The sequence below is a fragment of the Paraburkholderia kururiensis genome (genome assembly GCF_034424375.1).
Taxonomy (GTDB): Bacteria; Pseudomonadota; Gammaproteobacteria; order Burkholderiales; family Burkholderiaceae; genus Paraburkholderia; species Paraburkholderia kururiensis_A.
On record NZ_CP139965.1, the window covers coordinates 5,782,850 to 5,796,808 of the forward strand.

The 13,959-nt window shown below is 66.1% G+C and carries 9 protein-coding genes; 8 read left to right on the forward strand and 1 reads right to left on the reverse strand.

The features are described from left to right. Window positions 1-15: 15 nt before the first annotated feature. From hrpA to U0042_RS25985, 5 genes are all read left to right on the forward strand, one after another. Complete coding sequence (hrpA, locus tag U0042_RS25965; protein ID WP_327205007.1) at window positions 16-4,194, forward strand: ATP-dependent RNA helicase HrpA; 4,179 nt, start codon at window positions 16-18, stop codon at window positions 4,192-4,194. Between the two features lie 212 nt (window positions 4,195-4,406). Next, window positions 4,407-5,423, forward strand: coding sequence for a beta-propeller fold lactonase family protein (locus U0042_RS25970; protein WP_114811432.1), 1,017 nt, complete (start codon window positions 4,407-4,409; stop codon window positions 5,421-5,423). A gap of 158 nt (window positions 5,424-5,581) precedes the next feature. Beyond that, on the forward strand, window positions 5,582-6,577 hold the full coding sequence (locus tag U0042_RS25975; RefSeq protein WP_114811433.1) for a sterol desaturase family protein: 996 nt from the start codon (window positions 5,582-5,584) through the stop codon (window positions 6,575-6,577). Between the two features lie 153 nt (window positions 6,578-6,730). Beyond that, window positions 6,731-7,561 (forward strand): EI24 domain-containing protein, encoded by an 831-nt coding sequence (locus U0042_RS25980; RefSeq protein WP_114811434.1) that lies wholly within the window; start codon window positions 6,731-6,733, stop codon window positions 7,559-7,561. A 34-nt stretch (window positions 7,562-7,595) separates the two neighbouring features. Further along, window positions 7,596-8,420 carry a competence/damage-inducible protein A gene (locus U0042_RS25985; RefSeq protein ID WP_114811435.1) on the forward strand — a complete coding sequence of 275 codons (825 nt, stop codon included), beginning with the start codon at window positions 7,596-7,598 and terminating at the stop codon, window positions 8,418-8,420. 242 nt (window positions 8,421-8,662) lie between these two features. Here the strand turns inward: U0042_RS25985 and U0042_RS25990 are convergent, their stop codons facing one another. Next, the gene (locus U0042_RS25990) at window positions 8,663-9,127 is read right to left on the reverse strand and encodes a rhodanese-like domain-containing protein (protein ID WP_114811436.1); all 465 of its coding nucleotides are present in this window, start codon (window positions 9,125-9,127) and stop codon (window positions 8,663-8,665) included. 517 nt (window positions 9,128-9,644) lie between these two features. Here U0042_RS25990 and glnA point away from each other — a divergent pair. The 3 genes from glnA to ntrC all read left to right on the forward strand — a co-directional run bounded on the left by glnA (window position 9,645) and on the right by ntrC (window position 13,947). Continuing rightward, on the forward strand, window positions 9,645-11,060 hold the full coding sequence (glnA, locus tag U0042_RS25995; RefSeq protein WP_114811437.1) for a type I glutamate--ammonia ligase: 1,416 nt from the start codon (window positions 9,645-9,647) through the stop codon (window positions 11,058-11,060). A 196-nt stretch (window positions 11,061-11,256) separates the two neighbouring features. Further along, on the forward strand, window positions 11,257-12,399 hold the full coding sequence (gene glnL, locus U0042_RS26000) for a nitrogen regulation protein NR(II) (RefSeq protein ID WP_114811438.1): 1,143 nt from the start codon (window positions 11,257-11,259) through the stop codon (window positions 12,397-12,399). Window positions 12,400-12,432: 33 nt separating this feature from the next. Beyond that, window positions 12,433-13,947, forward strand: coding sequence for a nitrogen regulation protein NR(I) (gene ntrC / locus U0042_RS26005; RefSeq protein ID WP_114811439.1), 1,515 nt, complete (start codon window positions 12,433-12,435; stop codon window positions 13,945-13,947). Window positions 13,948-13,959 lie beyond the last annotated feature (12 nt).

Sequence of the window (13,959 nt, forward strand, 5' to 3'; positions counted from 1 at the left end):
TTATAATGCGCCCCCATGTCGAATGTACCCAAAAGTCCTGCGCCGACGCGCTCGTCCGCACCACGAGACGCCGTGCGTGAAGGCGCAGGCGAAGCCGCTCACGAAGCAGCACGCGAAGCCGGCCGCGAGACGAAGGCGCGCCGGCCGGTCGCGCCCAATCCCGTTCCTCCCATCACGTTTCCCGAAGCGCTGCCGGTATCCGGCCGGCGCGAGGAAATCGCGCGCGCCATCGCGGGCCACCAGGTGGTGATCGTGAGTGGCGAGACGGGCTCCGGCAAGACGACACAGTTGCCGAAGATCTGCCTTGCGCTGGGACGCGGGCGCGGCGCCGGCGGCGCGGGGCTGATCGGTCATACGCAGCCGCGCCGGATCGCGGCGTCGGCCACCGCGCGGCGTATCGCCGAGGAACTGGGCACGCCGTTCGGCGAGGTGGTGGGCTACAAGGTGCGCTTCACGGACAACCTCGCGCCCGGCGCGTCGGTCAAGCTGATGACCGACGGCATCCTGCTCGCCGAAACGCAGACCGATCCGCTTCTGAAGGCGTACGACACGCTCATCATCGACGAGGCGCACGAGCGCAGTCTCAACATCGACTTCCTGCTCGGCTATCTGAAAGAGATCCTGCCGCGCCGGCCGGACCTCAAGCTGATCGTCACGTCGGCGACCATCGACGCCGAGCGCTTCGCGCGCCACTTCGGCAGCGAAGCGCGGCCCGCGCCCGTGATCGAAGTGAGCGGGCGGCTTTATCCCGTCGAGATGCGTTACCGGCCGGTGGTGGGCGCGAGCCCCGCGATCAAGGCCGCGGAAGGGACGGCGGGCCGGGCGCGCGCAAGGCCGGGTCAGGACGCGGCCGGCCAGGGCGGCGCGCGCCGTAGCGAGCGCGGCGGCGCAGGCGAGCCGTCCGAGCGCGACCTCATGGACGCGATCGTCGATGCCGTCGACGAACTGTGCCGCGAAGGCCCCGGCGACGTGCTCGTGTTTCTGCCCGGCGAGCGCGAGATTCGCGAAGCCGCCGAGTCGCTGCGCAAGCATCATCCGCCGCACACGGAAATCCTGCCGCTTTTCGCGCGTCTTTCCGCGGCCGAGCAGGAACGCGTGTTCCGGCCGTCGAACGCGCGCCGCATCGTGCTCGCCACCAACGTCGCCGAAACTTCGCTCACGGTGCCGGGCATCCGTTACGTGGTGGACACGGGCCTCGCGCGCGTGAAGCGCTACTCGTACCGCAACAAGGTGGAGCAGCTTCAGGTGGAACCGGTCTCGCAGGCCGCCGCGAACCAGCGCGCGGGCCGCTGCGGCCGCGTGGCCGACGGCGTCTGCATCCGCCTCTTTGATCAGACCGACTTCGAGGCGCGGCCGCGCTTCACGGACCCGGAGATCCTGCGCTCGTCGCTCGCCGCCGTGATTCTGCGCATGAAGTCGCTGCACCTGACGGCGATCGAAACGTTTCCGTTCATCGAACCGCCGCCGGGCCGCGCCATCGCGGACGGCTACCAGCTGCTCAACGAGCTGGGCGCCGTGGACGACGACAACGCGCTCACGCCGCTTGGCCGCGAACTCGCGCGGCTGCCGCTCGATCCGCGCGTGGGCCGCATGATTCTCGCCGCGCGTGATCAGCAGGCGCTGCGCGAAGTACTCGTGATCGCGAGCGCGCTGTCGGTGCAGGACCCGCGCGACCGGCCGCTCGAAGCCCAGGCGCAGGCCGACGAAGCGCATCGCCGCTTCGCCGACGAACGTTCCGAATTCCTGCAGTGGCTGAAGATCTGGGCCTGGTTCGAGGAAGCGATCACGCACAAGAAGTCGAACCGTCAACTGATGGACGCCTGCCGCGCAAACTTCCTCTCGCAGATGCGCCTGCGCGAATGGCGCGACGTGCACTCGCAATTGCTCACCGTCGTGCGCGAGCACGGCTGGCGGCTCAACGAGGCCGACGCCACGTTCGAGCATATCCATCTCGCGCTGCTCACCGGGTTGCTCGGCAACATCGGCCTGAAGGCCGAAGACGAGCCGTACTACCTCGGCGCGCGCAGCATCAAGTTCCACCTGTGGCCGGGCTCGGCGCTCGTGAAGAAGGCGGGGCGCTGGGTGATGGCCGCCGAACTCGTGGAAACGAGCCGGCTCTATGCGCGCACCATCGCGAAGATCGAGCCGGAATGGGTGGAGCGCGTGGGCGCGCATCTGCTGCGCAAATCGCTCTCCGAGCCGCATTGGGAAAAGCGCGCGGCGCAGGTGACGGCCTTCGAGCGTGCCGTGCTCTACGGACTGCCCATCTATCAGCGGCGGCGCGTGAGCTTCGGTCGGCAAGACCCGGCCCGCGCGCGCGAACTGTTCATCCGCGGCGCGCTGGTGGAAGGCGAGTTCGAGACGAAGCTGCCGTTCTTCGCGCACAACCGCAAGCTGCTCGCCGACATCGAACAGCTCGAACACAAATCGCGCCGCCAGGACGTGCTGGTCGACGACGAACTGATCTACGCGTTCTACGACAAGGTGGTGCCGAAGGGGATTTACACCGGCGCCGCGTTCGAACGCTGGTATCGCGACGAGGCGAAGAAACTGGGCGGCGGCGAAGAAACACGCCTGCTCTACCTCTCGCGCGACGACCTGATGCGCCACGAGGCCGCCGGCGTCACGACCGATCTGTTCCCGAAACGCATGACGATGGCCGGCGTGCCGATGGCGCTCGGCTACCACTTCGAGCCCGGCTCGCCGCGCGACGGCGTCACGCTCACGGTGCCGCTGCACGCGCTCAATCAGGTGGATGCACGCCGCTGCGAGTGGCTCGTGCCCGGCATGGTGAAGGAGAAGGTGCAGTTGCTGTTGAAGTCGCTACCGCAGAAGCTGCGCCGCCATTGCGTGCCGCTGCCCGAGTACGCCGCGGCGTTTGCGGATCGCCACGCGGGCGAGCGCTTCGGCGCGGGCGGCCTGCTGGATGCGCTGATTGCCGACGTGCGCGAGGAAAAGCAGATCGCGCTGAAGCTCGCGGACTTCAAGCTGGAAACGCTGCCCGCGCACCTGTTCATGAACTTCAAGGTGATCGACGAGCACGGGCGCCAGCTTGCGATGGGCCGCAATCTCGCGCAACTGCGCGCCGAGCTGGGCGCCCAGGCGCAGCAGCAGTTCCAGCGGATCGTGGCCGACGCGGCAGCGGTCGGGCAGGGCGCGGCAACGGGGTCCGGTTCCGGCCCGGCGGGACGGGCGGGTGGGCCGTCGAGCGCGCGGCCTGCCGCCACGGGCGAAGGTGCACAACACGGCGAGGCGGGCAGCGGGGCGCGAGCGTCGTCCTCGTCCCGAGCCACGCCGGGTCATGCCGCACCGTCTACGGACATCGCAGCCCCCGCCACCGCGCTCTACGAAAACCTGACCACGTGGAATTTCGGCAAGCTGCCGGAGCTGCTCGAAATTCGCCGCGGCGGACAGACGCTGTTCGGCTACCCCGCGCTCGTGGACCGCGCCACGCATTGCGACGTCGAAGTATTCGATTCGCCCGACGAGGCGGCGCGCATCCATCGCGCGGGTTTGCGGCGTCTGTTCGCGCTGCAGTTGCGCGAGCCGATCCGCTATCTGGAGAAAAACCTGCCGGGGCTGCGCGAAATGGCGATGCAGTTCATGTCGCGCGCCACGCAGGAGGAATTGCGCGACCAGCTGATCGACATGGCGCTCGACCGCGCGTGTCTTCAAGACCCGCTCCCCGACGATGACGCGAGTTTCCACGCGCGCCGCGACGAGGGTCGCAGCCGGCTCACGCTGCTTGCGCAGGAAATCGCGCGGCTCGTCGGGCAGATTCTGGCGGAATACGCCGCCGTGACCAAAAAGCTGGCGCAGGCGAAAGCCTTCGGCAACGCCTCCTCTGACATGCAGTCGCAACTCGACGCGCTCGTGACGAAGCGCTTCATCGTCGAGACGCCCTACGCGCAGCTCACGCATTTCCCGCGCTATCTCAAGGGCATCGCGCTGCGTATCGACAAGCTGCGTGCCGATCCGGCCCGCGATGCGCGTCAGTACGCCGAGTTTCAGCCGCTCTGGCAGCACTATCAGCGCGCACTTTCGCAGCGCGGCGGCGTGGCCGATCCGCGGCTCGCCGAGTTCCGCTGGCTGCTCGAAGAATTGCGCATCTCGCTCTTCGCGCAGGAGTTGCGCACGCCCATGCCGGTTTCGGTGAAGCGGCTGCACAAGGTGTGGGAGTCGATGCAGCGCTGAACGCGCTGAACACATGCTGATCGCCGTTCGCCGCAAGGCGTGCGGCCGATCGCTGGGTGCCTTGCGGCGGGGGCTGCCGCAGTGCGGTGCCTCGCGCCATGCAGGGGGCCGTGTTGTCGTCGCGCGACGCTGCCGCAATGCCGCTTCAAGGTCAACCGACGGCGCGCGCAAACGTTCTACAATCACGCCACCCCTCCGGACGGTTTTCCCTCATGCGTAATTTTTCCCTTTCCCGCGCCGCGCGTCGTTTCGCGGCGTGCATGGCGCTGGCCGCGGGCGCCGCGGGTATTGTCCCCACGCTCGCCCACGCCAATAACATCATCGTGCTCAATTCCGGCGAAGCGACGCTCAGCCTGATCGACGAAGCGACGCACCAGGTGGTCGGCACGGTGCCCACCGGCAAGGAACCGCATCACCTGATGGCCACGCCCGACAATTCGTCGCTGATCGTGGCGAATTCGGTCTCGAACAATCTGATGCTGGTCGATCCGAAAACGGGCAAGACGCAGCGTTGGCTCGAAAACATCGAAGATCCGTATCAGCTCGGGTTCTCGCCCGACCGCAAGTGGTTCGTCACCACGGGTCTGCGGCTCGACCGCATCGACATCTACGGCTACGACGGCCACAACTTCACGCTGGCGAGGCGCCTGCCGCTTGCCGTGATGCCGAGCCACATGGCGTTCACGAACGACAGCAAGACGGTGTTCATCACGTTGCAGGTATCGGGCGAACTCGCCGCCATCGACCTGCCCACGCAGACGGTGAAGTGGAAGATGAAGGTCGGCAAGGTGCCGGCCGGCCTCTGGATGACGCCCGGCGACAAGTACCTGCTCGTCGGCATGACGGGCGCCGACTACGTGGCCGTGGTGGACTGGCGCAACCAGAAGGTGGTGAAGACCATCGTGACGGGCAACGGCGCGCACAACTTCCGCTCGCTCGACGACGGCCGTCACGTCGCGGTCTCGAACCGCGTGGCGAGCACGATCAGCATCATCGACGAAGACACGCTCACCAACACCGGCGACATCACGGGTCTGCTGCCCGGTCCGGACGACATGGAGCTTTCCGCCGACAAGCGCTATTTGTGGGTCACGTTCCGGTTCGCGAAGCACGTAGGCGTGATCGACCTCACCACCCACAAGCTCGTGCAGACCATTCTCGTGGGCCGCTCGCCGCACGGCATCTACTTCTTCGACCGGGCGCCCGTGACGGCACCGAATGGAGCCTGAGGGTGCTTGATGTCGCGCGAACCTGCATGAACCTGCATCCGGACCCCTCGGGGCGGCTCCGGCGTTTCACGCGACAGCCCGGCGGCTCAACCCAGGCAGTGGAACTCCCGCGCGCGGAACGCGTCACAGCGGCGTCCCGCTGAGCGAAAACGGAAATCATGTTTCACCTGATCACTTCTTCCCTCGACAGCTTCATCTCGGCCATCCAGACGCTGCTCTACGTCGACGTCGTGCAGCCGCTGCTGTTCCGCTTCAACCTCATGGACTACGACGAGGACACTTACGACAGCCTTTACTGGGTGATCGTGGGCGTGCTGGAAGTGCTCGCGATGTACGCGGTGCTGCGTCCGCTCGAAGCGCTGCGTCCCGCCGAGAAGTGGGAGAACCGCAAGGGTGTGGGCGTGGACGTGATCTACACGTGGATCGTGCGGCTCGGGGTGATGAACCTCTTTTTCTTCTTCACGCTGCAGCCGCTTTTCGATCATTTCCAGGCGTGGCTGCGGCTGCACAACATCTCGAACATCGACTTCGATAACCTTTGGCCCGGTGTGACGACCCAGCCGCTCGTCACGTTCGCGATCTATCTCGTGGTGCTCGACTTCGCGGGCTACTGGTATCACCGCTGGGAACATCGCTTCGGCATATGGTGGGAACTGCACGCGGTGCATCACAGCCAGCGCAAGATGTCGCTCTGGTGCGACGACCGTAACCATCTGGTCGACGACCTGCTCCAGGCCTGTTTCTTCGCGCTGATCGCGCTCGCCATCGGCGTGCCGCCCGTGCAGTTCGTGGTGCTGGTGGCGCTCACCAACTTCGCGCAGAGCGTGCAGCACGCCAACATCCGCATCGATTTCGGGCGGGTGCTCGAACGCGTGATCGTGAGCCCGTCGTTCCACCGGCGCCATCACGCGATCGGCTATGGCCACGAAGGGCTCGCGTATGGCTGCAACTTCGGCGTGCTGTTCCCGTGGTGGGACATGCTGTTCGGCAGCGCTTCGTGGAACCGCGCCATCGAGCCCACCGGCATTCGCGCCCAGCTCGAAGGCGAGCGCTACGGCGACGGCTTTTTCGAGCAGCACTGGCTCGCTTTCGTGCGCATTGCGCGGCGGCTGGCACTGAGGCGCGCGTCGTCGCGGGACGGCGCGGCGGTTTGAGCAAGCCTTGACCGGCAAGGCCGCGCCGGTGCGCAGTCTTGGGCGGACAGCCGCACGTCGGGCGCGCCGACCTCGGCGTGGTTTATCCTCTGGGCTGTTCCCCCTTTCCCATTCTCCCTACGCGCCGGGTTTGCCCAACCGGCCCTTGCCCGCATGAATGACCTGCTGCGTTCCTTCGGTCGCGCGCTTTCCGGCGTCTTCCATCCCGTCATGCTGGTGCTCACGTTCGTGCCGTTCGCGGTGGCGGCCGTGGTCTGGGGCACGGTGCTCTATCTGTTCTGGCAACCGCTCATCGACGCGACGCGGCTCTGGCTCGAAAGCTGGTCGTTCACGTCCACGCTCTACGATCTGTTCAACTGGCTGGGCTTCGCGTCGCTGCATACGGTGGTGGCACCGTTCATCGTGATCGCCATGGCGATTCCGCTCATCGTGCTCACGGTGCTGCTGCTGATCGCGACGCTTTCCATGCCGGCAGTGATCCGCCATCTGTCGCGGCGCCAGTTCGCGAGCCTCGAAATGCGCCGCGGCGGCACCTGGTTCGGCAGCCTCGCGTATTCGCTGTGGACCACCGTCGTGTGTCTCGTGCTGCTCGTCGTGACGCTGCCGCTGTGGCTCGTGCCGCCGTTCTTCGCGCTGATACCGCCGTTGCTGTGGGGCTGGCTCACCTATCGCGTGATGACCTACGACGCACTCGCGCTGCATGCGAGCCGCGACGAGCGTCGCGCGCTGGTGCGCCGCTACCGGCTGCCGCTGCTGTCCATCGGCATCGCGAGCGGGCTGCTGGGGTCGGTGCCCACGCTGCTGTGGGTGTGGTCGGCGTGGCTTATCGTGTTCTTTCCCGTCGTCACGGCAGTGACCATCTGGATCTACTCGTTCATCCTCGTGTTCACGGCGCTGTGGTTCGGCTACTACTGCCTGCGCGCGCTGCAACGCATGCGCGCCGAAGAGCCGGGCAGTGGCAGCGGCCCGGTCGCGGTTTCCTGACGCGGGCCTTTCTCCCCTTCATCGAGAGGCGGCAATGGCATTTGGTCTCATCATCATCGGCGACGAGATTCTGTCGGGCCGGCGCAGCGACAAGCACCTGCCGAAGGTCATCGAACTCCTGAGCGCGCGCGGGCTCTCGCTCGCGTGGGCGCAATACGTGGGCGACGAGCGCGAGCGCATCACCGAGACGCTGCGGCGCAGCTTCGCCTCGGGCGATATCGTGTTTTCGACGGGCGGCATCGGCGCCACACCGGACGATCACACGCGCCAGTGCGCGGCGGCGGCGCTCGGCGTGCCGCTCGAACTGCATCCCGAGGCGAGGGTGCTGATCCAGGAGCGCATCCGCGACATGCACAGCGGAGCCGATCCGATCGACCTCGATTCGCCCGAGAACCGCCACCGTCTGAACATGGGCACGTTTCCGCGCGGCGCGTCGATCATTCCGAACGGCTACAACAAGATTCCGGGCTTTTCGGTGGGCGACCATCACTTCGTGCCGGGCTTTCCCGTGATGGCGTGGCCGATGATCGAATGGGTACTGGATACGAAGTACGCGCATCTGCATCACGCCACGCCGCACGCGGAGAAGTCGCTGATCGTGTTCGAGCTGCCCGAGTCCACGCTCACGCCGCTCATGGAGCAGATCGAGCACGACTTCCCGGGCGTGCGCGTCTTCAGCCTGCCCAGCGTGGGCGACGCGACGCGCGGCGGCATCTATGCGCGCCGGCACATCGATCTGGGCGTGAAGGGCGAGCCCGAGGCCGTCGCGGCAGCGTTCGTGAAGCTGCGCGAGGGCGTGCATCAACTGGGCGGGGATATCGTCGAGCCGCCTGTCGAGGGCGCGAAGCCGGGCGACTGACTGACGGCTGGCGGACTTCGAGTTGCTCGGGCGGGTGCCGGTGATGATCCTCGCGCGGACATCATCGGCCTGTCACGTTGTCCGCCGACGATGCGCATAGGCCGGTGGGGTGCGAAGCTGCGGCGGGGCGCCGACCCAGATCTGCGGACCCACAGCCGCGAAGCGGCGGCCGCTGGGGCGGGCCGCTGACGCGCGGTTCAAGCGCCGCTCAGGCATCCATCAAGTGCCTATTCAAGTGCCCATCAAGCGCCGATCCACGGCAACCCCCGGAAGCACCAGCCCGACACCGTCTTGCGATGCCCCTGGCCGTCCTTGTCGCCTTCGAATCCTTCCAGCAGATCGAACGCCTGTGTATAGCCGGCCTTAGCGGCCTCGATGGCGGCGAGCTTCGAGCGCGCGGCGCTGCGGCAGAGGAACAGCACGGGCGTGTCGGGCGAAACCGCGGTGCGCAACTGGTCGAGAAATTCCGGGTTCGGGATGCCGCCGGGGTAGCGGGTCCATTCGATGTGCGCGTACTGGCCGTCGCCGATCACGGGGCGGCCCACCCAGTCCAGTTCGGCGCGCGTACGCACGTCGACGAGCCGGGCGCGGGAATCAAGCTGCAGAAGCTCGAACGCTTCCGCGGGGGACAGCGCGCCCGCGTAGGGCAGCTGGTTCGCCACACGGCGCTTCTCGGCCTCTCCATACAACTGTTCGAGCGTGCTCATGACGACCGGTCTCCTCGTGTTCGGATCAAAAGACCATTCTAGCGCGGGGGCGAGTCGCGAGACACCGGGCTTGCCCGCGGACCCGTGGCTACACCGCGGGGTAGGCGTGCATGCAAGCGCGAATGGACGTCCCCGGTTTGACGGCTGCGACCGTGGGCATTTGACTAATGCGGCACAGGGGAAAGCCCAATGCAGGTGCAAAAATGGTGTTATGCACCATAATAGAGCTTTAAGCGATGGACGATCTTTGAAATGCTCTTTGTTGGTGCGTCGACGTGCCCCGCCTGCCTTCCCGTGCCTCGCAGCTGCGCCTGGATTCCCCGCGACAGCGCGCGGGAACGGCCCCGTCGCGCCAGGCTGGCGCACGCATGGCATGGAAGCTGCTTATAATCGCCCCGATCGATCCGGCCGCCGGGGTCGCGCCGTTCCGCGAAAAACGCGGTGGACGTGTCAAGGCCGGTCCGCTAGATTGGGGCGGCGGCGAAACCCGCCGAATTCGTTAATCAGGAGATAGGTTATGAGTAAATCCGTGGCCGACGTCATGCAACTCGTCAAGGACGAAGACGTCAAGTTTGTCGACTTCCGTTTCACCGATACGCGCGGCAAGGAGCAGCACGTGTCCGTGCCGGTGTCGGCATTCGACGAGGACAAGTTCGAAAGCGGCCATGCGTTTGACGGTTCGTCGATTGCCGGCTGGAAGGGCATTGAGGCTTCGGACATGCTGCTCGTGCCTGATGCCGATACGGCGTTCATCGACCCGTTCTACGAAGAATCCACGCTCGTGCTGACCTGCGACGTGATCGAACCGGCTGACGGCAAGGGCTACGAGCGCGATCCGCGTTCGCTCGCAAAGCGCGCCGAAGCGTACCTGAAGAGCACGGGCCTGGGCGACACCGCCTACTTCGGTCCGGAACCGGAATTCTTCATCTTCGACTCGGTCCAGTGGAACACGGACATGTCGGGCTGCTTCGTGAAGATCGGTTCGGAAGAAGCGCCGTGGTCGTCGTCGAAGGAATTCGAAGGCGGCAACACGGGTCACCGTCCGGGCGTGAAGGGCGGCTACTTCCCGGTCGCGCCGGTCGATTCGTTCCAGGACATCCGCTCGGAAATGTGTCTGCTGCTCGAGCAGATCGGCGTGCCGGTCGAAGTGCACCACCACGAAGTGGCGGGCCAGGGCCAGAACGAAATCGGCACCAGGTTCTCGACGCTCGTGCAGCGCGCGGACTGGACGCAGAAGCTCAAGTACATCGTGCAGAACGTGGCGCACACGTACGGCAAGACGGCGACGTTCATGCCGAAGCCGGTGGTGGGCGACAACGGCTCGGGCATGCACGTGCACCAGTCGATCTGGAAGGACGGCCAGAACCTGTTCGCGGGCAACGGCTACGCCGGCCTGTCGGAATTCGCGCTGTTCTACATCGGTGGCATCATCAAGCACGCTCGCGCGCTGAACGCCATCACGAACCCGACCACGAACTCGTACAAGCGTCTCGTGCCGCACTTCGAAGCACCGGTGAAGCTCGCCTACTCGGCGCGTAACCGTTCGGCCTCGATCCGCATTCCGCACGTGTCGAACCCGAAGGGCCGCCGCATCGAAACGCGCTTCCCGGACCCGATGGCCAATCCGTACTTCGCGTTCTCGGCGCTGATGATGGCGGGCCTCGACGGCGTGCAGAACAAGATCCATCCGGGCGAAGCCGCGGACAAGAACCTGTACGACCTGCCGCCGGAAGAAGACGCAAAGATCCCGACCGTGTGCGCGGGCCTCGACCAGGCCCTCGAAGCACTCGACAAGGATCGCGAGTTCCTGACGCGCGGTGGCGTGTTCACGGATTCGATGCTGGATGCGTACCTGGAACTGAAGGAAGGCGAGCTGCAACGCTTCCGCATGACCACGCACCCGATCGAATTCGAGATGTACTACTCGCTGTAAGCGGCGATGGCGCTTCGCTCGCCAGCAGCGGCAGCGAAGCGCCTGTCCGACGTTTTCGATCGGTCACGAAGGGACGGCGGCGCCGTCCCTTTTTCGTTGGACGCAGCGGGTCAGACGCTCACCGGCGCACCGCTCGCCCCGGCAGACAGATGACTACCCTCATCAGCGCATTGCCTCCTCGCGGCCAGACTGAAACATGGTTCTGAAGAATCTGATCAAGGCAAGAAAAGGGCACGCCGAAGCCCTGTCGGAAGATACGCAGCTCATCGGATCGGGTCTCTTGCCCGGCTTCGAAGCCCTGCCCACGGTGGTGCTCGTGCTCGACAAGCGCACGCTGCGCGTCGCTTTCGCGAATCCCTCGGCCGAGGCCATGCTCGATCTCTCGCGCCGTCAACTGACGCAGATGGCGTGGCCCGACATCTTTTCGAATGCGGACGAACTGATCGCCACCATTGCGTCGATCGCCGAACACAAGTTCCACGCCACGCATCTCGACGCGGTGCTCGAGCGTGCCGGCCACGAACCGCTGCACGTGCACGCGATCGTGGGCTTTCTCGAAAGCGCGCCCGACTACGTGCTGCTCGAACTCTTCGAAAACGAGCGACACCTGCGCACTGACCGCGAAGAGCGCATTCACGACCTCACCTCGGTCAACAAGCAGTTGATCCGCAATCTCGCGCACGAGATCAAGAATCCGCTCGGCGGTATTCGCGGTGCGGCGCAGTTGCTCGAATTCGAGCTTGGCGCGCGCGAGCGCGACGAACTGCGCGAGTACACGCAAGTGGTCATCAAGGAGTCGGACCGCCTGCAGACGCTCGTGGACCGGCTGCTCGAACCGCATCGTCATCCGCACATCGTGGGCGACGTCAACATTCACGAAGTGTGCGAGCGCGTGCGCGCTGTGATTCTCGCGGAGTTTCCGCGCGGCCTCACCATCGAGCGCGACTACGACGTGAGCGTGCCCGACCTGCGCGGCGACAAGGAGCAACTGATCCAGGCCGTGCTCAACATCGTGCGCAATGCGGCCGAAGCCTTGCGCGAACGCATCTCGCAGGGCGACGCGCGCATCGAGCTGCGCACGCGCGTGGCGCGCAAGGTGACGGTGGCCAAGCGCCTGTGCAAGCTGGCACTGGACTTGCATATCATCGACAACGGTCCTGGCATTCCCGAAGAGATTCGCGACCGCATCTTCTATCCGCTCGTGTCGGGGCGTGAAGACGGCAGCGGTCTCGGTCTCACGCTCGCGCAGACCTTCGTACAGCAGCATGAAGGTCTGATCGAAGTGGAGAGCCGGCCGGGCCACACCGAGTTTCAGATCCTGCTGCCGCTCGACTACTGATACCGCAAGCATCCCAAGACTTCTACGGACCCTATGAAGCCGATCTGGATAGTAGACGACGACCAATCGATACGCTGGGTGCTCGAAAAGGCCCTCGCGCGCGAGAACTTCGCGACACGCAGCTTTGCGAACGTGCGCGAAGCCGCGAACGCGCTCGACCACGACAGCCCGCAGGTGCTGGTGTCGGACATCCGCATGCCCGGCGGTTCCGGGCTCGAACTGCTGCAGACGGTGCGCGAGCGCGTGCCGGGGCTGCCCGTCATCATCATGACGGCGTTCTCGGATCTCGATAGCGCCGTGGCCGCGTTCCAGGGCGGCGCGTTCGAATACCTCGCGAAGCCGTTCGACGTCGACAAGGCCGTGGAGCTGATCCGCCGCGCCGTGGACGAGAGCGTGCGCGGCGAGCACACCTACGACGAGCGCGTGGCCGAGGCGCCCGAAATGCTGGGCCAGGCGCCCGCGATGCAGGACATGTTCCGCGCGATCGGGCGGCTTTCGCATTCGGCGGCGACCGTGCTCATCACCGGCGAATCGGGCACCGGCAAGGAGCTTGTGGCGCGCGCGCTGCACCGGCATAGTCCGCGCGCAAACGGCCCGTTCATCGCGCTCAACACGGCGGCCATTCCGAAAGATCTGCTCGAGTCGGAACTGTTCGGCCACGAGCGCGGCGCGTTCACGGGCGCGCAGGCCATGCGCCAGGGGCGCTTCGAGCAGGCCGAGAACGGCACGCTCTTTCTCGACGAAATCGGCGACATGCCGTTCGACCTGCAGACACGTCTGCTGCGCGTGCTGTCGGACGGGCAGTTCTATCGCGTGGGCGGGCACAACCCGTTGCGCGCCAACGTGCGCGTGATCGCGGCCACGCACCAGAACCTCGAATCGCGCGTGCGGCAGGGTTTGTTCCGCGAAGACCTGTATCACCGGCTCAATGTGATCCGCCTGCGTCTGCCGGCGCTGCGCGAGCGCAGCGAAGACATTCCGCTGCTCACGCGCCACTTCCTGCAAAAGAGCGCACGCGAACTCGGCGTGGAGCCGAAGCGCGTGTCCGACGAGGCGCTTGCGTATCTGTCGTCGTTGCCGTTTCCGGGCAACGTGCGGCAACTCGAAAATCTCGCGAACTGGCTCACGGTGATGGCGCCCGCGCAGACCATCGAGATCAAAGACCTGCCGCCGGACCTCGTGCCGGCTCAGGGCGGCACGCCCGAACTGGCCACCGCCGGCGCCGCGATGGCGGAAGGCAGTGCGGGCGTGGTGGCCGGCGCGGTGTCGAGCGGCGCCGTTCAGCCCGCGCTTGCCGCGGGCGTGCCCGCGGGTATGCCGGCGCCGCCGCCCGTCAGCGCATGGGAAAGCGGACTGCGGACGGAAGTGGCGCGCCTGCTGCGCGAGAATTCGGCTGACGTGATGGACGAGCTTTCGCGACGCTTCGAGGCGGCCGTCATCCGCGAGGCGCTCGACTTCACGCGCGGCCGCAAGGTCGAAGCGGCGGAGCGGCTCGGCATTGGGCGCAACACGATCACGCGCAAGATCCAGGAACTCAATCTCGAATAGCAGCGCCCGCGG

Excerpts from the sequence above, each read along its gene's own strand:
- U0042_RS25985 (WP_114811435.1), top strand. The coding sequence starts at position 7,596 with ATGGCATTTGGTCTCATCATCATCGGCGACGAGATTCTGTCGGGCCGG.
- glnA (WP_114811437.1), top strand. The coding sequence starts at position 9,645 with ATGAGTAAATCCGTGGCCGACGTCATGCAACTCGTCAAGGACGAAGAC.
- hrpA (WP_327205007.1), top strand. The coding sequence starts at position 16 with ATGTCGAATGTACCCAAAAGTCCTGCGCCGACGCGCTCGTCCGCACCA.
- ntrC (WP_114811439.1), top strand. The coding sequence starts at position 12,433 with ATGAAGCCGATCTGGATAGTAGACGACGACCAATCGATACGCTGGGTG.
- U0042_RS25990 (WP_114811436.1), bottom strand. The coding sequence starts at position 9,127 with ATGAGCACGCTCGAACAGTTGTATGGAGAGGCCGAGAAGCGCCGTGTG.
- glnL (WP_114811438.1), top strand. The coding sequence starts at position 11,257 with ATGGTTCTGAAGAATCTGATCAAGGCAAGAAAAGGGCACGCCGAAGCC.
- U0042_RS25970 (WP_114811432.1), top strand. The coding sequence starts at position 4,407 with ATGCGTAATTTTTCCCTTTCCCGCGCCGCGCGTCGTTTCGCGGCGTGC.
- U0042_RS25975 (WP_114811433.1), top strand. The coding sequence starts at position 5,582 with ATGTTTCACCTGATCACTTCTTCCCTCGACAGCTTCATCTCGGCCATC.
- U0042_RS25980 (WP_114811434.1), top strand. The coding sequence starts at position 6,731 with ATGAATGACCTGCTGCGTTCCTTCGGTCGCGCGCTTTCCGGCGTCTTC.